Source organism: Pseudoalteromonas sp. MEBiC 03485, assembly GCF_004195145.1.
Classification (GTDB): Bacteria; Pseudomonadota; Gammaproteobacteria; order Enterobacterales; family Alteromonadaceae; genus Pseudoalteromonas; species Pseudoalteromonas apostichopi.
Genome location: NZ_SGBT01000001.1, coordinates 2,672,977 through 2,694,676, shown reverse-complemented (window position 1 = coordinate 2,694,676; position 21,700 = coordinate 2,672,977). Strand labels below are relative to the sequence as shown.

General features: G+C 40.0%; 24 protein-coding genes. 8 read left to right on the top strand and 16 right to left on the bottom strand.

Features of this window, described 5'->3' with window-relative positions:
* Window positions 1-5: 5 nt before the first annotated feature.
* Window positions 6-1,157, bottom strand: coding sequence for a glycosyltransferase (locus EVU92_RS12400; protein WP_130051482.1), 1,152 nt, complete (start codon window positions 1,155-1,157; stop codon window positions 6-8).
* A gap of 220 nt (window positions 1,158-1,377) precedes the next feature.
* Between EVU92_RS12400 and EVU92_RS12395 the strand changes: the two genes are divergently transcribed.
* Together EVU92_RS12395 and EVU92_RS12390 are read left to right on the top strand one after the other, a co-directional pair.
* Window positions 1,378-2,295: a glycosyltransferase family A protein gene (locus tag EVU92_RS12395; protein WP_130051481.1), complete on the top strand. Its 918-nt coding sequence runs from the start codon at window positions 1,378-1,380 to the stop codon at window positions 2,293-2,295.
* On the top strand, window positions 2,292-2,696 hold the full coding sequence (locus tag EVU92_RS12390) for a response regulator (protein WP_130051480.1): 405 nt from the start codon (window positions 2,292-2,294) through the stop codon (window positions 2,694-2,696). The genes EVU92_RS12395 and EVU92_RS12390 overlap by 4 nt, the downstream gene beginning before the upstream one ends.
* On the opposite strand, the gene EVU92_RS12385 is transcribed toward EVU92_RS12390, so the two are convergent.
* From EVU92_RS12385 to EVU92_RS12370, 4 genes are all read right to left on the bottom strand, one after another.
* Window positions 2,669-3,583, bottom strand: a complete 915-nt coding sequence (locus tag EVU92_RS12385; protein WP_130051479.1) for an endonuclease/exonuclease/phosphatase family protein — start codon at window positions 3,581-3,583, stop codon at window positions 2,669-2,671. The genes EVU92_RS12390 and EVU92_RS12385 overlap by 28 nt on opposite strands.
* A gap of 145 nt (window positions 3,584-3,728) precedes the next feature.
* Window positions 3,729-4,163: an acyl-CoA thioesterase gene (locus EVU92_RS12380; protein WP_063705312.1), complete on the bottom strand. Its 435-nt coding sequence runs from the start codon at window positions 4,161-4,163 to the stop codon at window positions 3,729-3,731.
* A 5-nt stretch (window positions 4,164-4,168) separates the two neighbouring features.
* Window positions 4,169-4,987, bottom strand: coding sequence for a M23 family metallopeptidase (locus tag EVU92_RS12375; RefSeq protein ID WP_130051478.1), 819 nt, complete (start codon window positions 4,985-4,987; stop codon window positions 4,169-4,171).
* A complete protein-coding gene (locus tag EVU92_RS12370) occupies window positions 4,980-5,837 on the bottom strand; it encodes a 6-carboxytetrahydropterin synthase (protein ID WP_130051477.1) in 858 nt (285 codons plus the stop codon). The genes EVU92_RS12375 and EVU92_RS12370 overlap by 8 nt, the downstream gene beginning before the upstream one ends.
* Before the next feature lie 207 nt (window positions 5,838-6,044).
* Here EVU92_RS12370 and fabA point away from each other — a divergent pair, with 207 nt between their 5' ends.
* A complete protein-coding gene (fabA, locus tag EVU92_RS12365) occupies window positions 6,045-6,560 on the top strand; it encodes a bifunctional 3-hydroxydecanoyl-ACP dehydratase/trans-2-decenoyl-ACP isomerase (RefSeq protein WP_130051476.1) in 516 nt (171 codons plus the stop codon).
* A gap of 78 nt (window positions 6,561-6,638) precedes the next feature.
* Here fabA and rmf read toward each other — a convergent pair whose 3' ends face one another.
* The gene (gene rmf / locus EVU92_RS12360; protein ID WP_036968408.1) at window positions 6,639-6,809 is read right to left on the bottom strand and encodes a ribosome modulation factor; all 171 of its coding nucleotides are present in this window, start codon (window positions 6,807-6,809) and stop codon (window positions 6,639-6,641) included.
* 374 nt (window positions 6,810-7,183) lie between these two features.
* Here rmf and EVU92_RS12355 point away from each other — a divergent pair, with 374 nt between their 5' ends.
* From EVU92_RS12355 to gloA, 4 genes are all read left to right on the top strand, one after another.
* The gene (locus EVU92_RS12355; RefSeq protein WP_130051475.1) at window positions 7,184-7,816 is read left to right on the top strand and encodes a TetR/AcrR family transcriptional regulator; all 633 of its coding nucleotides are present in this window, start codon (window positions 7,184-7,186) and stop codon (window positions 7,814-7,816) included.
* Between the two features lie 60 nt (window positions 7,817-7,876).
* Window positions 7,877-8,869 (top strand): MDR family oxidoreductase, encoded by a 993-nt coding sequence (locus tag EVU92_RS12350; RefSeq protein WP_130051474.1) that lies wholly within the window; start codon window positions 7,877-7,879, stop codon window positions 8,867-8,869.
* A 90-nt stretch (window positions 8,870-8,959) separates the two neighbouring features.
* Complete coding sequence (locus tag EVU92_RS12345) at window positions 8,960-9,376, top strand: VF530 family DNA-binding protein (RefSeq protein ID WP_130051473.1); 417 nt, start codon at window positions 8,960-8,962, stop codon at window positions 9,374-9,376.
* A gap of 196 nt (window positions 9,377-9,572) precedes the next feature.
* The gene (gloA, locus tag EVU92_RS12340) at window positions 9,573-10,103 is read left to right on the top strand and encodes a lactoylglutathione lyase (protein ID WP_130051472.1); all 531 of its coding nucleotides are present in this window, start codon (window positions 9,573-9,575) and stop codon (window positions 10,101-10,103) included.
* Window positions 10,104-10,176: 73 nt separating this feature from the next.
* Here gloA and EVU92_RS12335 read toward each other — a convergent pair whose 3' ends face one another.
* From EVU92_RS12335 to EVU92_RS12290, 10 genes are all read right to left on the bottom strand, one after another.
* Entirely contained in the window at window positions 10,177-10,389 is a 213-nt protein-coding gene (locus EVU92_RS12335; protein ID WP_130051471.1) for a CPXCG motif-containing cysteine-rich protein, read from the bottom strand.
* A 403-nt stretch (window positions 10,390-10,792) separates the two neighbouring features.
* Window positions 10,793-12,616, bottom strand: coding sequence for a serine/threonine protein kinase (locus EVU92_RS12330; RefSeq protein WP_130051470.1), 1,824 nt, complete (start codon window positions 12,614-12,616; stop codon window positions 10,793-10,795).
* A gap of 55 nt (window positions 12,617-12,671) precedes the next feature.
* Window positions 12,672-13,160, bottom strand: coding sequence for a hypothetical protein (locus tag EVU92_RS12325; protein ID WP_130051469.1), 489 nt, complete (start codon window positions 13,158-13,160; stop codon window positions 12,672-12,674).
* 107 nt (window positions 13,161-13,267) lie between these two features.
* Complete coding sequence (locus EVU92_RS12320) at window positions 13,268-14,029, bottom strand: SDR family oxidoreductase (RefSeq protein ID WP_130051468.1); 762 nt, start codon at window positions 14,027-14,029, stop codon at window positions 13,268-13,270.
* Between the two features lie 9 nt (window positions 14,030-14,038).
* Window positions 14,039-14,929, bottom strand: coding sequence for a 3-hydroxyisobutyrate dehydrogenase (mmsB, locus tag EVU92_RS12315; RefSeq protein ID WP_130051467.1), 891 nt, complete (start codon window positions 14,927-14,929; stop codon window positions 14,039-14,041).
* A gap of 17 nt (window positions 14,930-14,946) precedes the next feature.
* Window positions 14,947-16,089 carry an enoyl-CoA hydratase/isomerase family protein gene (locus EVU92_RS12310; protein ID WP_130051466.1) on the bottom strand — a complete coding sequence of 381 codons (1,143 nt, stop codon included), beginning with the start codon at window positions 16,087-16,089 and terminating at the stop codon, window positions 14,947-14,949.
* The gene (locus tag EVU92_RS12305) at window positions 16,089-16,868 is read right to left on the bottom strand and encodes an enoyl-CoA hydratase (protein WP_130051465.1); all 780 of its coding nucleotides are present in this window, start codon (window positions 16,866-16,868) and stop codon (window positions 16,089-16,091) included. The genes EVU92_RS12310 and EVU92_RS12305 overlap by 1 nt, the downstream gene beginning before the upstream one ends.
* 10 nt (window positions 16,869-16,878) lie before the next feature.
* Complete coding sequence (locus EVU92_RS12300; RefSeq protein ID WP_130051464.1) at window positions 16,879-18,036, bottom strand: acyl-CoA dehydrogenase family protein; 1,158 nt, start codon at window positions 18,034-18,036, stop codon at window positions 16,879-16,881.
* A 110-nt stretch (window positions 18,037-18,146) separates the two neighbouring features.
* A complete protein-coding gene (locus tag EVU92_RS12295) occupies window positions 18,147-19,637 on the bottom strand; it encodes a CoA-acylating methylmalonate-semialdehyde dehydrogenase (RefSeq protein ID WP_130051463.1) in 1,491 nt (496 codons plus the stop codon).
* A gap of 92 nt (window positions 19,638-19,729) precedes the next feature.
* Window positions 19,730-20,911 carry an acetyl-CoA C-acyltransferase gene (locus EVU92_RS12290; RefSeq protein WP_054553804.1) on the bottom strand — a complete coding sequence of 394 codons (1,182 nt, stop codon included), beginning with the start codon at window positions 20,909-20,911 and terminating at the stop codon, window positions 19,730-19,732.
* A 341-nt stretch (window positions 20,912-21,252) separates the two neighbouring features.
* Here EVU92_RS12290 and EVU92_RS12285 point away from each other — a divergent pair, with 341 nt between their 5' ends.
* Window positions 21,253-21,687: a MerR family DNA-binding transcriptional regulator gene (locus EVU92_RS12285; RefSeq protein WP_054553803.1), complete on the top strand. Its 435-nt coding sequence runs from the start codon at window positions 21,253-21,255 to the stop codon at window positions 21,685-21,687.
* The last annotated feature ends 13 nt before the right edge of the window (window positions 21,688-21,700 follow it).

Below are 21,700 nucleotides of genomic sequence, written 5' to 3'. Positions count from 1 at the left end.
CCTCCCTATAAAGATTCAACCCATTTGGAAAGCTGCTGTGCTTGTTTAACTGCGTTATAATGCTCATTCACATGCTGCTTGGCATTTTGACCAAGTAAATACCGCTTTTGTGGTGATAACTGGTGAAATTTAAAGAGCATTTTGCTAAGCCCGGAGATACTGCCTGGCATACACTTCATACCAACACTTGGGGTTACAATTTCGTTTGCTCCCATTAAGGTGGTAGTGAGAACAGGAAGGCCACAGGCCATGGCTTCTTTTAAAACTAACGGGCCCGTATCACGGTCGCCATTCTCTGCGACGCAAAAAGGCGCGATAAGCGCAGAATAATAAATTAGGTTTGAGCTAACCCAATCATGAGGTTTTTCACCTAGAAAGCGTATATATTTACGAATACCAAGCTCTTCAGCCATGTACATTAAATCGTTCAGCATTGGACCGTCCCCTACTATATCGAGGGTTATCCCAAACTCTTTTGGAATATGCTTAAGTGCAGGTAGTAGAAATTGCAGACCTTTCTTCTCGACAAGACGGCCGATGAAAATCAAACGCACAGATTCATTAAGAGACGATGGTACAAATTTAAATTGTCTAGTATCGATACCGCAATGCAACAATTTAACATTGCTCTTTGAAAAGCGCTTAAATTGCATAGCCATTTCTTCACAAACCGCTATCGAAAAATCACAAAGTGCTAGTTTTGGTTTTAAATCTGCGTTGTTAACGTAAACATCATGACCGTGGCCAATAGAAGACACGGTAATGCCTGATAGTTTTGCAGCAACTATGCCGTATGCAAGTGGGCCATGCATAAAATGACAATGTAAATGGTCTATCTTTGCAGCTTTTATATAGCGTGCAATTTGATAACCATACGCAAGTAATGATTGTGTTGAAATTGATTTAAATTGAGCTGCAGTATGCGTTGCCCTTGCTAACTTATAAATGTTAAACATAGAAGGTAAGATCAATTTAAACGCAGGTTTAGTGATTTTTTTAACTTCAATGGCACTGGTTAAATTAATCATCACAGAGGTTTTTTCAAATGTAAGAACTGTCACCTTATGCCCTGCGTTTAGAAGAGCTTTAATTTCCGTTACAACAAATGTTTCTGATGCAATTGGAAAGCTTGGGACCAAAATAGCAATATGCTTCATAAAAACGCTCCTATAAAAACTGTTATAAGAGCTATGGCAAGTTCCATACCCAGCAAAAAAACCGAAATATTCCCGAATTGAGATAAAAAATTACCGAAGATTTGCAAAATGCAACGCACAAAGAGAAAAGGCTGAGTAATTTCAAAGAAAATACAGATTTAAAGCTGGCGTCTAAATTGCGTATCCTTTACTACGTGAAGAAATGCTATTGGAGCATATTATGAACAGCCAAGTCAGTATTATCATTCCCAACTACAACTGTTTGCAGTATCTAGATACCTGTATTAACAGCATTTACCAGCAAAAAAATGTAAATTTTGAAATCATTATTGTTGATGATGGCTCTACAGATGGCAGCAAAGAATACCTTGAGCAACTAGCTGCTGACAAAAGTGAAGTACGCATCTTTAGCCAACAAAGAAAAGGGGTTGTCGCTGCTCGTAACCTGGCAATTACGCAAGCAAAGTCAGAGTACTTAGCTTTTTTAGATGCCGATGATTATTGGTCAGCAGATAAACTTGCAGCTCAGTTATCATTTCATAAAAAACACCCAGATTGCGTGTTAAGTTTTACTGACTACATGCATTTTAATGAAAACAACGAAGATATAATTGGCTGTTTTGATTACTGGCCTGAGTTTAAATGCAATGAAGAAAACACAGACTTCCAATTTCTTGATAATCCAATAAGCCAAATGATCACCACCAACATTGTTGGCACTTCGTCGGTCATGGTTAAGCGCTCTGCCATTGTTGAGGTGGGTGGTTTTGATAATAAGTTAAGTAGCGCTACCGATTTAGATTGCTGGTTAAAAATAGCTAAAAAAGGTTATGTAGGTTATTCAACGCTATGTGCAATGCACTATCTAATGCGTGCTAACTCTATAACATCAAATAGAGAAAATAGATTAGCAGCGATGGTCGAAATTATTAATCGTAACCAATCTGTTGTATCAAACAATGAACGAAAAAAAATTAAAGCACGATTAAGTGAATGCTATGGCGAGTTCTACCGTGAACTTGGTCAGTATTCAAAAGCACTTATGTATTCAAACAGAGCCTTTTGGCTATTCCCTCATAAACGAAACTTTAAACATATGCTGTATGACTTGAAGCACTTATTTGGAGCGCATTCATGAAAAAAAACATTGTAATCATCGATGATGATGAAGCAATTTTAAGGTCGCTAAAACGGTTATTAGGTACTAACAACCATGTAATTTGTTTCAACGACCCTCTATCGGCAATTGAGTATGCGAAAAAGAACCCTATTAGTTTAGTCATTTGTGATCTGTTGATGCCTGCAATCAGTGGTTTTGCTGTTCTAGAGGATATTAAATTGCTACAGCCGAACTGCTCTCGCCTTTTGATTACTGGCTATGCAGAGCTAGAAGCTTCTAAAAGTGCACTTAACAATAATATAGCTAATATGATTACCGCAAAACCTTGGGATAACTTTGAGCTAACTATGCTAGTTGATATATTAATTGAAAATAGTCACCTTAAATTTAATCAATGCGTAGAAAATGTGAGTTCATAGTGCAGCAGTTTGTGGTCGCTGCCGTTTACTGAGTTAACACCAACATTAGATAAAGAAACATCTTCACTCACTAAACAATGATCTATTGGTAAACCCAAAACTTTTAAATCACTTAGCTGATTATTGAAAGACCAACTTGTATAAAAACCTGTGCGATTAAAGCAACTGCTTTTAGTCTTTATAAAGTACCGTGACCAAGGTACTGTATTAAAATCACCGGCAACTAACCAACTCCCTTTCAAGTTTTTAATTTCATTACTAACTTCACTTAATACCCTATTTCTCTGACTCCATAAAGTATGAGTTCTAGGTGATGGAGGATGAAAAAAAACACTATTTAACATAATGTTATTGTACAAGAAACTAAGTTTTACATAGCCAAGTTTAGGATTATCAAAGCGTTTAATTTGCCTTTGCACAATAGGTAGCTTGGAGATAACAAGAATGCCAAATGGTGCCCCTTCAACTTCAGCATAACCAAACAAATGATATTGCGTGTTGAGTTCATCAAGCACATGGCGCTGCGTATCATTAAACTCAAACAGTACCAAGATATCATTTTGCGTACCTAAAAATTGACTGTCGATGATCTGTGCTAAGTTAGGATTGCTATATTGCAAATTTACTTGTGCGATTTTGATATCGGAATTTTTAACAGCTTCAGATGATGAGTAAGGTTTAAAGTGAAATAGAACTAAGCCAATACTTAAAAAAACTAAACAAAAAGAAAGCTTTTTATTCCATAACAATAAAAGTATTGCAGGTAATAAGCTACATATAATCAGCACGCCACGCAAAGCGCCTGCTAAATCAAACAGGTAACCTTCGAGTTGATTAAAAGCCAACAATATAATTAATATATAAATAACCAGTAATATTAAACGCATCGCACTCCCCCCTTTGATTACTTATAGTTGCATATTTTGTTCCTTGCTGATAGATTCATATAACATAACTAGTATGATGTGTTCTTTAACGGTAAAAAATTAAGCACCCGAAGGTGCTTAATTCACTTTAAACTTGCAGTAAGTCTTATTCGAAACCGTTAATCATTTTATCGCAAACTACCGGAGTTGGTCTGTGGTTATCATCAACAGCAACAAACGTAAAGCTACCTGAAATAGCTAAGTGCTTGTCATCTTTGTGCATTCTTTCTAAAAAGATTTCAACGTCTACTTTAAGGCTGGTATTACCTACATGTACAACTTTAGAGATAAGCTCTGCGAATGTACCAGCCGGAATGGCTTCTTTAAAATCTACACGGTCAGACGAAATCGTTACAAGTGGCTTACGACAAAAACGTGTAGCAGCAATAAACGCTACTTCATCCATCCACGCCAACGCGTCACCGCCAAATAAAGTATTGTGGTGGTTGGTACGGCCAGGAAAAACAGTTTTTGTTACTGATGTTGTTGAGTCAGCAATACGCTTTGCAATAATAGCGTCACGATCGATTTGTTGTGTCATAGTCTCTACTTTTTATTAGCTAATGTGTCTTGCATCATTAGCGCAGGGTCAAGGCGTTCATTCTTCCAATTAAAACGCCAGTCTAAATGAGGGCCGGTAACTCGACCGGTCGCGCCGATCTCAGCAATTTTATCGCCACGCTTAATTTCATCCCCTACTTTTACATCTAATTTGCTTAAATGAATGTAAGTAGAGGTAACGCCATGGCCATGGTCAAGAATTAAAGTACCACCAGAGTAATATAAGTCAGCATCAGCAAAAACCACTGTGCCGCTGACTGGGGCATACACTGGACTACCCGTTTTATTGGCAATGTCTAATCCAAAGTGTGGTCGACGTGGTTCACCATTAAAGTAGCGCTGGCTACCATAAACACCAGAAATTCGCCCAACTGCAGGCTTATAAACGGGATCTAAAAAATAACGTAAATCAGAATTAACTTGTCTAGCTTTACGAACAGCAACAGCTTCACGGCTAATACGTTCAGACACTTCTTTAGGGGGCGAAACATATTTTTTTGCAACACCGGTGATTTTATCAATTTTGTAATCACGTTTTGTGATCACAATTTCTTGTTCGTGACTTACACCTGCCCTATCAACCCAAGAAAGGGTATGATTTGCCTTAGCATCACGACCAAAACCGAACACAAACTCACCATTTGTTGAAAGCTTAAGAGACTCACCATTTAAGCTAACACTTTTAGCACCTTCAATCTGGCCAGTCACTAAACCGCCTTGAGTTAAATGTCCTTTTAATTCAACAGCACTTGCAGTTAAAGAAAACAATCCTGCAAATGCTGCTATTAGTAATCCTTTACGCATAACTTATAGACCCCTTGCCAACCCCTTCATAAGCTGTAATTTTTACTTCTGATTCAGGGTATTGGTTTTTAACTTGTGAACTTAAGTAGTCTGCAATGCACTCAACCGTAGTATCGCAAGGTAAAATGTCGCAGCGTGACTTATCAATCGCCATTTCAAAATAGCCTTGCTGTGATGTATAAGCAAAACATACATCGTTATCTTGTGCTGTTACATGCTTAAGGTCTGATTTATTAATTTCATCTTCAGCTGTTGCTAAATAAATGTCTTCCCATTTATCTGCCCACTCTTTTTGTAAGCGAGGCATAGCCATACCATCAAGGCTAATACCAATTTGTGAGCGATGACCATGAATAATACGCTGACAATTACCATCGTGCTTTTTAAGACCGTGACTATAGTGATAGTAAAAGCTTTGGCTGTGCTCTGGGTATAAATTAATTTCAATCTTTTCAATGTTGCTAGGTAACTCAGGCATAATAGTTTTAATTAAAAACTCAGTTACCGATTTTTCATCAACAATATCAGCATCAATTAAACAAAATGCTTGATTTGGAGCACTCATAGCTAAGTGGTAATTATCACCAAAGTGACAATCTAACACGCTGTGATCAGCATGCTTTATAATTGAACCGTTTAGACTGTTAGGCACAGCAAGTTTATGGTCGATACAGTTATCAATAATGCCCTTAATCTGTTTTTTGACTAAACCAAAATCAAGGACCATCGATTCATCATTTAATTGACCGTGCAGAGTTAAATCCACAATCCAGCTCTCGCCAACTGCGCCGCGTTTATTACACAAGTAAGAAAAATCAATCACTGTTAGTGAGTTTACAAAAAGGATCATAAATTTCCTTTAGACTGGTTAAAGAATCACAGCAATTATAATGATTTTTACTTCACAATGCGCGGTTTTATCTACCTTTATCAGCGACACTTTAATTAAATGGTCATAAAACAAGCGAAAAATAGCAAAAAATTAACTGCTCCGAGTTGTTTAGCGTACAAGTGTACGCTAAAGTACGGGACAATTTCTAAGCGATGAATAAGAGTTATGGAACCTAAAAACAGCTATACAAAAGAAGAATTGGTCCTTTGTGGTCAAGGTGAAATGTTCGGTGAAGGCAACTGTCGTTTACCAAGTGACAACATGCTAATGATGGACCGCATTATCTCTATCACTGCTGACGGTGGTGAGCACGGTAAAGGTCAGATCGTTGCAGAACTAGATATCAACCCTGATCTTTGGTTCTTCGACTGTCACTTTAAAGGTGACCCGGTAATGCCAGGTTGTCTAGGCCTAGATGCAATGTGGCAATTAGTTGGTTTCTTCCTTGGTTGGTCAGGTGGTCCTGGTCTTGGTCGTGCACTTGGTGTAGGTGAAGTTAAGTTCACAGGTCAAATCCTACCAACTGCTACAAAAGTAACCTATCGATTAGACATGAAACGTGTAATTAAACGTAAATTATTCATGGGTATGGCTGATGGTACTGTTGAAGTCGATGGCCGCGTTATTTATGAAGCAAAAGATCTAAAAGTAGGTCTTTTCCAAGATACATCTGCGTTTTAATCTTTAATTTAAGATACAAAATAGCAGGTACAAAAAAGCCCCTTGATAGGGCTTTTTTGCGTGAATAAGGTGCCTATATTAAGTTTTGAACATATTACGGTTTTCAATGGCCTCTCGCCAGCCACCCAACCATTCAGATTTAGGGTCGATTTGTTGATAAGGGCATTGTTCTTTTGAACGGCCTGCCAAGCCTGCTTTATAACCTTGAGAATGAGCTCTTTCTAAACGATCTCTTTTCTGTCTCTTCATAGGTAATATCCTCACCTTTTATATTTATAGATATGTAGCGAAATTGACATCTACATTTAATGAATAGTTAATAAAACTGTTAAATTCAAATGGCAAAAAACAATTAAATAGTTTGACAATAACTAACATGCTGATGCTCAAATGAATTAACATTTAAAATGACTAAGTGGTCGTACCTCTTCATCTAAAACGACCTATAAATACACTTAAATTCAGCTAAACACGATACAGCTCTTTTTAGCCTCCTGAATTATGACCAACACTTTTTTAGCAAAGTTCCCATTTAAATTGTAATCATGACAAATTTATGATGATTACAATTTAGTCAAATTAATTCTTGCATATTAAAAACCGATCGGTCTAATATATTCGTCATGGAAAAACACAGCAAAGTGCCAAGCCGTCGCGGCAGGCCACCCAAAATAGCGCGTTCAAATGCAGATACTCGTGCCCTATTAATTAATACGGGCTTAGCTGTATTGACCGAAAAAGGCTTTAGCGCAACAGGCATTGATTTAATTTTAAAATCGGCTCAAGTGCCAAAAGGGTCTTTTTATCATTATTTCAAAAGTAAAAATGATTTTGGCTTAGCACTCATCGATGCTTATGACAATTATTTTCAAGCAAAGTTAAAACGCCATTTAACAAACGAAGCTACAACACCTCTTGAGAGAATTGTGCTGTTTGCAAATGATGCTAAACAAGGGATGGCAAAATTTGAATTTACACGTGGGTGCTTAATTGGCAATTTAAACCAAGAACTCAGTTACCTTGATGATTTCATGATTGAACGCATCAAAAAGGCTTACAATAGCTGGCAAGCATTAATTGAACAGTGCTTACTTGACGCTAAAAAGCTAAAACAAATACCCCAAGCATCAGATTGTAAGATGCTTGCTGAATTTTTTTGGATTGGCTGGGAGGGTGCAGTAATGCGCTCTAAACTTGATAAATCAAGTGAACCGCTTACCCTTTATACAGCACAATTTTTACGCTTAATTTTATAAAGCCGTTTTAAACGGTTTTATTTTAACCATTAAAAGACGATCGGTCTAAAAGGAGTCAACATGACAACATCAGTAAAATCGGTAGTTATAAACAAAGATGATCAAGGCTATCATGCCGAGTACACAGACTTTCCCGTAGAAAATATCCACCAGCACGATGTAAATATTGATGTTGACTACAGTACCTTAAATTACAAAGACGCTTTAGCTATCACTGGTAAAGGCCCAGTAGTAAGAACATTTCCAATGATCCCAGGCATCGACCTTGCTGGCACTGTTAGCGAATCTAACAGTGATGAATTTAAAGTAGGGGATAAAGTATTATTAAATGGCTTTGGGGTTGGTGAAAAATACCTAGGCGGTCTTAGCGAAAAAGCATCAATGAGTAGTGATTGGCTGATCCCCCTACCCGCTAACTTAACACCAAAGCAAGCAATGCAAATAGGAACAGCTGGTTATACAGCTATGCTAAGTATTATTGCTTTAGAAAAACAAGGTATCACGCCGCAAAGTGGCGAAGTCCTTGTAACTGGTGGTAATGGTGGCGTGGGTAGTTTTGCTATCTATTTATTAAACAAGCTTGGCTTTGATGTTGTTGCTACAACAGGCCGCATGAATGAAGCACAGCACCTTGAAAAATTAGGTGCAAAACGTGTTTTATCGCGTGATGAATTTTCGTCACCGGGCAAACCACTAGCTAAAGAACAATTCGCTGGTGCAATTGATTCAGTAGGTAGCCACACACTTGCAAATGTTTGTGCATCAATAAAATATGGTGGTGTTGTAACAGCGTGTGGTTTAGCACAAGGCATGGACTTCCCAGCAACAGTCGCGCCGTTTATCCTTCGCGGTATAAGCCTTATGGGTATAGATAGTGTAATGCGTCCTAAAGAAGACCGCATTGAAGCATGGCAGCGTTTAAGCGAGCTTGTTGAAACACAATACCTAGATACCATATCGCAAGAAATTCCTCTTTCACAAGCGATAGCAAATGCAGAAGCGTTACTAAAAGGTGAAATTCGCGGCCGCGTTGTGGTTAATTGCAAAGAATAAGCTCGAAAACAAACATTCTTAGCAAGTTAGCTATAAAACTAGGGTAAAGGCAATTATACTTACCCTAGTTTTGTAATACCGGACAGTCTAATGAGTAATAAAGAAATTTTCAGCAACAACCCACTGCAAGGTGTTGGTATCGAGCAAGTCGTAACAGAGCTTGTCGAACAATATGGCTGGGAATTACTCCACGCCTATATGCGTCTAAACTGCTTTAAAAATAATCCTGATGTTAAATCTGCGGTTAAGTTTTTACGTAAAACCCAATGGGCACAAGAAAAAGTAGAAAACTTTTATTTGTATCGTCTTAAAAACTTACCACGCCCTGATGATGTAAACTATGAATTGCCACCTCGCGATCGTGTGATCCCTGCTGATCAAAAACCAGGTGATCCTTGTGAGTTAAGTTTTACCGACGCCAAACGCATTCATGCTAAAAAAGAAGCCAAGCAGCAAGCACGAGCACGTAAGCAGCGTTCAAATGCGAGTAACCCTTGGGGTAATTGATCGACAAAAGCTGTAAGTTTTATGCTATAAGTTGAAATGAGCCGCCTGTTGGGCGGTTTTTTTATATGAGTGAGTTAGTAAGTTAAGAATTGAAGTGCTACCTAAACACGTCAATAATATTTGTTATTAATTTAAGGGTAACCTGATTATGTTAGACTGATTGCATCATCAGTAATTTGAATTAAAAAGGATGTGTATGTCTAACTACAACGAGTCACCTGAACAAATCGCAAACGCAACGCAAGATTACGTAATGCAACAAACAATGTTGCGAATTAAAGATCCAAAGCCATCTTTAGATTTCTACCAAAACGTTTTAGGTATGAAGTTACTGGGTAAATATGACTTCCCTAAAATGGAGTTTACGCTGTACTTTTTAGGTTATGAGCAAGACATGCCAACAGGCAGCGATAAAGAAAAAGCACAGTGGGTATTTCGCCGCCCTGCTCTTATCGAGCTTACACATAATTGGGGCACAGAAAACGACGACAGTTTTGCTGGTTACCACAGTGGTAATGATGAACCAAAAGGCTTTGGTCATATCGGTATTAGCGTGCCAGACGTGTACGCAGCATGCGAGCGCTTTGCAAAATACGATGTTGAGTTTGTTAAAAAACCTGACGATGGCTCAATGAAAGGCTTAGCCTTTATTAAAGACCCAGATGGCTATTGGATAGAGATACTCTCAGCTGAAGGGATCACTGAGATAATTGAAGAGCATAAGTAAAAGTCACTCACTCATAAACCTGCTATTTAGCAGGTTTTATATTTCATAACTTAGAATTCTTACAATCTAATTTCTAAAAATTAGAAAAACCACTACTTTCATCATCACTTGATACTGTAACTGAAAGCTCTTGATCTATGCTTTCAAAAACTAAAAAGTTTATTGGCTTACAACAAACCTGACAATCTTCGATGTACTGCTGATCCAAGTCTGCTGGATCTAGCAAGATTTCTATTTGCTCACCACAATAAGGACAAGTAATCCTTTTCTCTGTTAATTGATTCATCAGTTATGTTCCTTATTATTGAGATTACTGTTAGTAATTTTTATTTAAATAAATTCAAACATGTAATTATTAGGTTGTATCAAAAAGCTCATGGCACTTAGGAAGATATCCCCAAACCCTTATAGTTGTTTTGCCTTTTTCGTAAGATAAACCTATCTTATCTTAAAGCTCAGTTAACCTCTGAGAATGATCATGCTCTTTTATAGATTGATTCCCTCTGACGTCTACCACTTCTTCTATAAAGCACAAATCTAGCCACCGAACACCTATAAAAGGAAATGGTAAATGATAGTACTACTTACAATCCCATTCTGATATGTGCCCAGTTACCCATTTTGAACGAAAAGGTGGTTGCCAATTTTGTCTTTCTCACTAGCCGATGTATAAGCCAAAGGCAGAAGGCTCAGATGTCTAACACTCTTTTTGGATCTCGCGGATAAAACTCATCAGGCTGTTTAGTGCACAAATCAAATTCACGGGTATTTTTGTAAGGTAGCTTCATAAAGCCTGCCACACCGACATCAGTGATATTGACAGCATATTGCATAAGCTTGCTTAATAAGCGTTTAAATTCAGGCTCTTTACTGGCATCAAGCAAACGATAGTAATGATGTATTTTCATCCTATCAGGTAAGGCTTCAAAAATGATACAGCCAGTATGGTGTATTTGGTTTAGCTCAAATACGCACTTAATGACCTTTTTCGGGAGCTGTAACTGCTCATCAGGGTCTTTACCATCTTCAAAGTAAGAATGCGGTCTGGTTACGTCTGAGGCTTGTAAATCCATTACTTCATAATCAAGCTCAGGTAAATGCTCAAACTTAAATGCACCGGTGCCATCCCGTTCCAGCTGAATGGTTTTACGTGCATCAAACAGGCAACATTTAAAGAGACCTTTTTGTTCAATTCCCTGCGCCAACATCACAGTGTTGTTTATGGCATCGGTAAACGCAGTGCCAAGTGTTTCATCATGCAGAATAAGTGAAGACTCAACAAACAGGGAGTTTTCTTTCCAATGAAAGCTCAAGCCCCCTACTACCGGGTATTTAGCTAAACGGCTTATTGATGCCAGAAAAGCTTTTTCGGTGTCGCCGGTATCAAATAAAAACTCTTTGTAGTATCTATCGAGCTGAGCGTCATTTACATCAAGTAATTGTTGATTATGGTCGGCTTGCCTTAAAAATTGCTTACGTGAGCTGTAAACCACCGTATCTGGGTGCTCATCAAACTCACTAAACCAATAAGGAATATAAGGGCGAATGACTTTACGAGGTAGCTCAGGTAGGTAAGCTTTAGCCATTGTAGGCATATTACGCATAAAATAATCACCCGCCCCATCGCGAGTGGCCTTATTTTTTGAAAGCATACCATCAATGACTCGGGCAAGCTCCATAGGTAAATTTAAGCTTGTAGCCGGAATAACCGCTGCACCAAATCGGCAAGATTGAGCTGAGGCTAATGCATAAAGGGTTGAGGCAACACCTTGTTCATCAAATCGTGGCGATGATTGTCCACCTGACATTTGCTCGTCACCAATAAAATACACATCACCCATACGTGCATTCGTGGTGCTTATATCAGCAGACATAAGATCCATAAAATTGCTGGCAACCGGATTCCCTTCAGCGTCTATTTGTGCATAAACAGAGCTGCCCCAGTCTACCAACGACAATTTATTGGTTTGTTCATCATAAACAATATTAGAGGGTTTAATATCGCCATGCACAATTGGCTGTGGACTTAGACCATTTTTGTGTTCACGCAAATCTACAAGCACATTGCGTAGCCTAAGAGCCAGCGCCATGACTTTTGCTGCACTAAAACGCCCCTGTTTGATGGATATTTTTTCTAAGTCTTCACCTAGAGCGCGCTCCATCATTAAAATACCTTGCTTTTTAATGCGCTCAAAAGCATAAAATTTTGGCACGAGCGGGTTATTAACTTGCGAAAGCATGTAGGCTTCGTCTTCTAGGCGATCACGTACACTTTGTGCAAGGGTTATACGTGAAAACTTAAATACCCATGGTAAGCCTTCATCATCAACACCCGCAAAAACAAATCCAAACGCTCCAGAACCAATCAATTCAACGTCACTGTAACCAAGCAAGGTCAGTTGTTTAATACAAATGTTAAGCCATTGGCGGTGCTTTTTAGCATCATGGTGAGACAGCAAGTAAACAGACTGTTCTTCATTGATATAAAAATTGCGGATTTGTTTGGGATTCACTGCATCTCTCAAAGTTAAGCGGCATTTAACCGCTTAATTATTGAATGCTAGACAGTTAATTACAAGGCTTTTGCTCTTCGATGATCCAGCCATGATTTTTAAAGACTAATTCTGAAAAAATTAAGATGGCGCCAGCAAGTAAAATAAGCTCGTTGAGTGATATGACTTCTGCCATGAATATCCATCCCAAAACAAAAAATGCTAAGAGATCGAGATACCTGAAATACCAAGCGACTTTTCGTGTTTTACCGTATGTGAGTCTGTAGCGTTGTACTAATTCACCTTCACACTCTAATGATATAACAGCTGAGAACTTGAAGAAGGGTTTAACGCTTATACACAACTGACAGGATTTACCATCAATATTAAACTCATGAACAGATTTTGTTTTAAAGTTACGTGATTCTGCTATTAATTCACCGTCTACTTTCAGAACTTCTTTACCTGAGTAAGCAGAACCCCAGTATTCAATTAAATGTTCACCCAGTTTGAAGTTAGCTTTAATTCCCTTGCTCATTGATACTGTAATGCCATGAGTGTTCATAAAAAATCTCCTTATAATTATGAAGTTAAGATACTTTAAAAATAAAAAACGGCAAGCTAGGCTTACCGTTTTGGTACTTTCAATGGGTAAAGGGTTACCATTTAAAATTAAAGGCGAATACCGCCATCAATTTCAACAACACGACCCGTAAAGAAATCATTCTCTACAATGTATTGTGCTGTTTGAGCTATTTCTTCAGCTTCACCAAAACGACCGACAGGCGTTACCGCCATCATGCGTTGTTTTGCTTCTGGTTTCATTGCATCTGTCATCGCAGTGCGGATAACACCCGGTGCGATTGCACCAACACGAATATTAAAGCGACCTAACTCTTTCGCCCAACCTGTTGTCATCGCAACAACACCGGCTTTAGATGCAGCATAGTTTGTTTGGCCTATGTTACCAGCGCGTGCAACGCTAGACATATTAACGATAACGCCACCTTTGCCTGACTCAATCATGTGGCTCGCAGCTTCACGGCCTGCTAAAAATACACCGGTAAGATTCACATCAATCACTGATTGAAACTGAGCCAACGACATTTTATCAACCACTTTACCTTCTTTCGCTTTAATAAACATACCATCGCGTAAGATACCTGCATTGTTAATTAACACACCGATATGGCCAAAGTCTTTGTTAATAGTATTAAACGTTGCTACAACAGCGTCTTCATCGGTCACATTGGCAGCATAAGCCATCACTTTTGTGCCATGTTTAGAAAGTGCAGATACTGCAGTATCAAGTACGTCTTGTTGCATATCGATAAGTGCAATGTTAGCACCAAGTGATGCAAATTTTTCGGCCATCGCAAAGCCTAAACCTTGCGCACCACCTGTAATTACGATGTTGTTGTTTTTAATTTCCACAACAAACTCCTACTTCGAGAATAATTTAAAAATAGCGCTAAAATCATCACTACCTGCACCTTGATGCTGAAGCATAGTGTATAAATTCTTCGCCATTGACCCCATTGGGGTAGATGAATTACTTTGTTGAGCCGCTTCCATAGCAAGGCCTAAATCTTTCGCCATTAAATCAACCATAAAGCCCGGTTTGTAATCATTACTTGCTGGTGCCGTTTCCATTACACCTGGGCATGGGTTGTAAAGTTCAAGTGTCCAGTTACGGCCAGAGCTTGCGGTCATGATGTCACTTAACACTTTTGGGTCGAGCCCATTGTTAATACCCATTTGCAGGGCTTCACTGGTACCTGCCATTAAAATGCTCAGTAGCATGTTGTTACAGATTTTTGCCACTTGGCCAGCGCCAATATCACCAGCATGGAAGATGTTTTTACCCATATCAACTAAAGCAAGCTTAGCTTTTTCAAAGTGGCTTTGCTCACCACCAACGATAAAGGTTAAAGTGCCTGCTGTTGCACCAGCAACACCACCTGATACCGGCGCATCAACAAAATCAATGCCTTTTTGAGCAAGTTCGCTGCCCACCTGACGCGCTGACTCTGCGTCAATGGTTGAGCAGTCAATGACTAAGGTTTTGCTATCAAGTAAGTTGATAAGACCCGTTTCACCTAAGTAAAGCGACTTAACATGCTTGCTTGCCGGAAGCATACTGATAAATATATCTGCACCAATGGCACACTCAGCCGCATCATTTGCAGCAAGTGCACCTTTATCGGCAAGTTCACTTACTGCTGTTTTATTTAAGTCAAACACACGAACTGTGTGACCCGCATTAACAAGGTTTGCCGCCATCGGGCCACCCATGTTGCCTAAACCAATAAATCCTATTGTTAATTTAGCCATTTGTTTACCCCTTGGACTTAAGATGAAGTTAACGAATTGAGTGGATGAGTTTGCTCATCCCAGCGTGGTGTAAAGAAGCTATCTACAACTGCTTCGTCGATATCGCTAAGCGATTTAAACTGCCAGTTAGGTGCACCGTCTTTATCGATTAATAGCGCACGGACCCCTTCTTGGAACTCGCCTACTTCGCCACAGCGTACCGACATGCCTAGTTCCATTTTGAAGCACTGTGCTAATGTCATCTCTTTTGAGTTTGCTAATTGACGTTCAACCAGCGCACAACTAAGCGGACAACCATGCGCTAATGACTTTTGCGCACGTGTGAGCCATTTGTCTTCGGTATCTAAACCTTGGATGTAGTCGATTTTGCCCTGCAATGAGTCAAATTCAGCCAACTTTTGAATAACCTCAAGATTATCCTTTACGTTTCCTTTAGGTACACGGCCTGAAATATTATCGATTGAGATTAAAATTTTAGTCAGCTTTTCGTGGTTTAATGAAGCCGTTTTGCCCCACTTTTCATCAGTGATAGCCGTTAACATAGCATCATATTTATCGGCAGTTGCATAGTGATCAGCAAGATTTACAAACAATGCATCTTCAGCATTGATAGACGCTGCAGTTAATCCTAAAAATAGACCAACTTGCTCAGGCATTTTATGTAAGAAATAACTGCCACCAACATCAGGGTATAAACCAATGGTAAGCTCAGGCATTGCAATACGAGAGGTTTCTGTTACCACGCGGTGACTTGCCCCTGCCATTAAACCTAAGCCGCCACCCATAACAATGCCATTACCCCAAAGTAAAATTGGTTTTTCATAGCAATGAATCAGATAGTCTAATTTATACTCAAGGGTAAAAAAATCTTCGATGTAATTAGCTGGCTCACCCGTGCTCATTGCTTTATGCAGGCTTACTACATCGCCACCGGCACAAAATGCTTTTTCGCCAGCACCTTTTAAAATAACCATGGCAACAGTGTCATCTTCAGCCCATTTTCTAAGCTGAGGCTCAAGCAGTTGGATCATGTCGTAATTTAAGGCGTTTAACGATTTTGGCGCATTGAGTGTAGCAATTGCAATGAGGCCACTTGCGGCCTCAGCAGTTTCAAACACCACAGGCGCATCTTGATGATTTAGTAGTGTTACATTAGTCATTAGCCATTTACCCAATTAGCTTTACGCTTTTCTAAGAACGCATTCACACCTTCTTTTTGGTCTTGCGTATCAAATAATTGTACAAATAACTCACGCTCTAGTGGCAATGCATGAGCCATCGGTTGTGTACGACCTTTTTGAATAAGCTCTTTACATGCAGTAACAGCAACCGGACTTTGCTCGCCAACTTGCTTAGCAAGTTTCATTGCCGCAGCTAAACTTTCACCAGCGCCAACCACTTCTTCAACAAGGCCTATCTCGCGTGCTTTGTCTGCTTTTAGGCGCTCGCCACATAAGATCATGCGTTTTGCCCAGCCTTCACCTACAAGCCATGCAAGATTTTGCGTACCACCAGCACATGGCAGTAAGCCAACTTTTGCTTCTGGTAATGCCATTTGTGCTTGCTCTTCGGCAATACGAATGTCACAAGCAAGTGCAACTTCAAGGCCGCCGCCCATGGCATAACCATTAATTGCCGCGATTGATACGCCACGGAAATTGGTTAGTGCTTCAAATGCATCACCAAACACTTTTGACATAGTTGCAGCTACACCTTTGTCACCACTGGCAAACACGTTTAAATCGGCACCAGCGCTAAAGAACTTTTCACCTTGACCTGTTATCACTAATGCATACACATTTTTGTTGGCATTTAGCTCAGTCACAGTCTCTTTAAGTGCTGTTAATGTATCTTGTGTCCAGGTATTCGCTGGCGGGTTGTTCATGGTTAAAACCGCTACGTTACCTTCAATATTTAATTCAATCGATGGATTAGACATAGTATGCTCCTTATAGAATGTCGCCAGCTGACTCGGCTAAGATACGACGTGCGATAATCACACGCATGATTTCGTTTGTGCCTTCAAGTATTTGATGCACACGTACGTCTCTAAAATGACGCTCTAATGGGTATTCTTTGATGTAACCGTAACCACCGTGAATTTGCAGTGCATCATCACAGACTTTAAAACCAACATCTGTTGCAAAACGTTTTGCCATTGCACAATAAGTGTTTTTTTCGCTATCACCGGTATCTAATTTAAATGCGGCTAAGCGCACCATTTGACGAGCAGCAACAAGTTCTGTGTTCATATCGGCAATTTTGAACTGTAATGCTTGGAAAGCAGCTAATGGCTTACCAAATTGCTCACGTTCTTTTAAGTATTCGCGTGCGGTGTTAAGTGCTGCTTGCGCTGTACCTAACGAACAGGTAGCAATATTAATACGCCCCCCGTCTAAGCCTTGCATTGCAAACTTAAAGCCTTCGCCTTCTTGGCCTAATAAGTTAGACGCAGGAACTCTTACACCTTCAAAACTAATTAAGCGTGTTGGCTGGGCATTCCAGCCCATTTTTTCTTCAGCTTTACCGTATTCAATACCCGCTGCGTCAGCAGGAACAACAAAAGCCGAAATACCTGCTGCGCCTTCGCCACCAGTGCGAGCCATAACAACGAGTAAGTCAGTTTCACCAGCACCCGAGATAAACATCTTAGAGCCTGAGATCACATACTCATCGCCCTCTTTTACTGCTTTGGTTTTTAGCGATGCCGCATCAGAGCCAGAGCCAGGCTCTGTTAAACAATAAGAAGCAAGTAACTCACCCATCACTAATTGCTCACAGTACTGAGCTTTAACTTCATCAGTACCAAAGCTTGCAATCATCCACGTTGCCATATTATGAATGGTCAACATAGCGGTCGTTGCTGTACAACCCATGGCAAGCTGTTCAAAAATAATGCTTGAATCTAGGCGAGATAAACCTAAGCCACCCGCTTCTTCTGGGGTATATAAACCACAAAAGCCAAGCTCACCGGCTGCTTTTATCGTGTCTTTAGGGAAAATGTGTTCTTGGTCCCACTTAGCTGCGTATGGAGCAAGTTCAGACTCTGCAAACTGACGGGCTGTTTCAGCAAACGCTTGCTGATCTTCGGTTAAATTAAAGTCCATAGTAGACCTCTATTTTGTTGTCTTATTCTTGTGTGAATAACGATTGTTGTCGTTTAAATGTGTGTTCTTTGAGCGAGCGTGTGCTCGCTCAGCAGTAAATTAATTACGGCTTATTTAAGGTTGATACTCATGTTAGGACCTGAGGCGATATCATCCTCGAACCAACGTGAAGTAATTGTTTTCGTTTCTGTGTAAAAACGAATACCTTGCTTACCATAGGTGTGTTGATCACCGTAGAATGAGCCTTTCCAACCTGTGAAAGAGAAAAACGGTAGTGGCACAGGAATTGGCACATTGATACCAACTTGACCTACTTCGATTTCATGTTGGAATTTACGTGCAGCAGCGCCGCTTGATGTGAATAACGAAGTACCGTTACCGTACGGCGAGTTATTGATAAGCTCAATCGCCTCCTCAAGAGTATCTACAAACATACAAGCCAATACAGGACCAAAGATCTCTTCTTTGTATAAATCCATCTCGGTTGTTACATCAGTAAATAGCGTTGGACCAACCCAGTTACCTTGCTCGTAACCTTCAACAGTAAAGTCAGAGCCATCAATTAAGCACGTTGCACCTTGTGCTTTACCACTTGCGATAAGTGATAAAATACGATCTTTAGCTGCTTTTGATGTTTGTGGGCCGTAAGCCGCGTTAGCATCATCCCATACACCAGGGCGTACGTTTTCAAAGCCTGCTTTAATTTCATCAACCCAGTCTTTTGCTTGACCAACAAACACAGCAACCGAAATACCCATACAACGCTGACCTGCAGCACCTACTGACGCGCCAACTAAGTTATTAACAACATGCGCTTTACTCGCATCAGGCATAATAACCATATGGTTTTTTGCACCTACACAGGCTTGTACACGCTTAAGATTTGCAGTGCCTTTTGAATAGATGTATTCACCAACACCACACGAACCAACAAATGAAATAGCGCGCACTGCTGGATCTTCTAATAAACGGTCAACTTGAGGTTTTGTTCCATGCACAACTTGTAACACCCCTTTTGGTGCACCCGCTTCAACAAATAGTTCAGCTAAACGCATTGGTGTTAATGGATCTTGCTCTGATGGTTTCAGAATAAAGGTGTTACCACACACAATAGCCAGTGGGAACATCCATAATGGGATCATCGCAGGGAAGTTAAATGGCGTAATACCCGCACATACACCTAGTGGCTGCATGTAAGAGTAAGTATCGATTTTACGGGCTACGTTTTCCATTGTTTCGCCCATCATTAATGATGGTGCATTGGCTGCTTGCTCAACAACTTCAATACCACGCCAAACATCACCTTTGGCATCTTCAAATGTTTTACCCAGCTCATGACAAATAATCGTCGCAAGCTCATCATGGTTTTCTTTTAACAGTGCAGCGTATTTCATCATAATGCGCGCACGCTCAGAGATAGGTACTTCTTTCCAAGTTTTAAAAGTTTCTTTTGCAGATTCAATGGCTGCATTCATTTCTGCATCCGTTGCACACGGAACTTGAGCTAACACTTCTTGGTTTGCAGGATTGATAACATCAATCAGCTGCGTTGAACTTGATTGGGTAAATTCGCCGTTGATAAATAAAGGTACTTGGTGCATGAGGCACTCCTCCCCAGTGGGTATAAAGAGGCCGCAACATGATAGTTTTTAAAATACGTTGCGGCTGTGAGAGATTAAGTTCGAAAACGTAATTAAATTGCTTCGACTGCCATAGCAACAGCTTCACCACCACCGATACACAGTGAGGCAACACCTTTGCTAAGACCACGATTCTTTAATGCATGAATTAACGTTACTAAGATACGCGCGCCACTGGCACCAATTGGGTGGCCGAGTGCACAGGCACCGCCATTGACATTTACTTTGCTTTCATCAAGTTTTAACTCGTTAATTGCAAGCATAGTCACCATCGCAAAGGCTTCATTGATTTCCCATAAATCAACATCATTAACAGACCAACCTGCTTTTTCTAAAAGCGATTGCATAGCGCCAACCGGTGCTAGCGTAAATTCGCTAGGTGCTTGTGAATGTGTGCTGTGAGCAACGATACGACAAAGTGGTGTTAAACCTTGTGCTTTAGCATCTGATTCACGCATTAACACAAGCGCTGCTGCACCATCAGAAATTGATGAAGAGTTTGCAGCTGTGATAGTGCCGTCTTTTTTGAATGCAGGACGTAAACCAGGGATTTTATCAGGACGTGCATTACCTGGTTGCTCATCAATCGCAACAGTCACATCACCTTTACGCGTAGAAATAGTATGCGCTGCAATCTCGTTCGCAAATGCGCCGGTTTCAATCGCGCTGTTTGCTTTAGTCAGTGAGCTAAGTGCAAAATTATCCATTTGTTCACGACCAATTGAATACTGATCAGCAGTGTCTTGAGCAAAACAACCCATTGCTTTGTTATCGTAAGCATCTTCAAGGCCATCACACATCATGTGATCTTTTACTTCACCATGACCCATACGCATACCTGAACGTGCATTCGGTAACATATAAGGCGCGTTGCTCATGCTCTCCATGCCACCAGCAACCGCTGAGTTGATAGAGCCTGATTTAATTAAGTCATGGGCAAACATCGCAGCCTTTAAGCCAGAGCCACACACTTTATTAATTGTTGTTGCACCAGTACCTTGATTAAGGCCCGCTTTTAACATCGCTTGGCGCGCAGGTGCTTGACCAAGACCAGCTGGTAATACACAACCCATAATTACTTCATCAATCTTATCGGCTGATAAACCGGCTTGCTCTAAGCTACTTTTAATAGCTGTAGCACCTAAATCAGTTGCGTGTGCACCACTTAGTGCGCCCATAAAACCCCCCATAGGGGTACGTTTTGCGGCAACAATAACAACGGCTTCAGTAGTCATAATTGGCTCCATGTAAGTGGTTATCATCATGTGTTCAAATCATGTGTAACCAAACAGTTAATTTGTTATAGTTTAAATTCGATTTAATTCAGCATACATAATATTTACGTTTACGCCAACGTAAATCTAAAATCAACTTTTTTGCGGTCGCTAAAACTGTAAACTTATCTGTATTTTGTTGTATTAAAAATCGAACATCTGCTTACAAGGCTAGATAAATTAGGCTTTTCAACAAATCCAACCAGTTATCTTTATAAGTCTAAAGTATAACCCCCAAATCACCCTTTACCTTTACGTAAACTTCACTTATATTGGTGTTATTCGAATGAGGTAAATAAATCATGAAACAAGACAATCAAACAAACTTCGAAAGCGCAGCAGTTGAACCTGCTAGCAATGAGCAAACGTTTAGTATCAGCGAACTAGCAAAAGAATTTGATATTACAACCCGCTCTATCCGCTTTTATGAAGACCAAGGGCTGATCTCACCTGATCGCAATGGTCAAACCCGTATTTATTCAAAACGCGACAAAGTAAGGCTAAAACTTATTCTACGCGGTAAACGCTTAGGTTTTACCTTGGCTGAAACGGGCCGTTTGTTTGAACTGTACGACGCAGATAAATCAAGCGCTAAGCAGCTAGTGACTATGCTTGACCTTATCGCAGAGAAAAAAGCAGACCTAAGCCAACAAATGGACGACATTAAAGTCGTACTGATGGAATTGGTTACAGCAGAACGTCGCTGTCGTGAAACCCTTAATAATTTAGACGAATAACCTGACAACAATC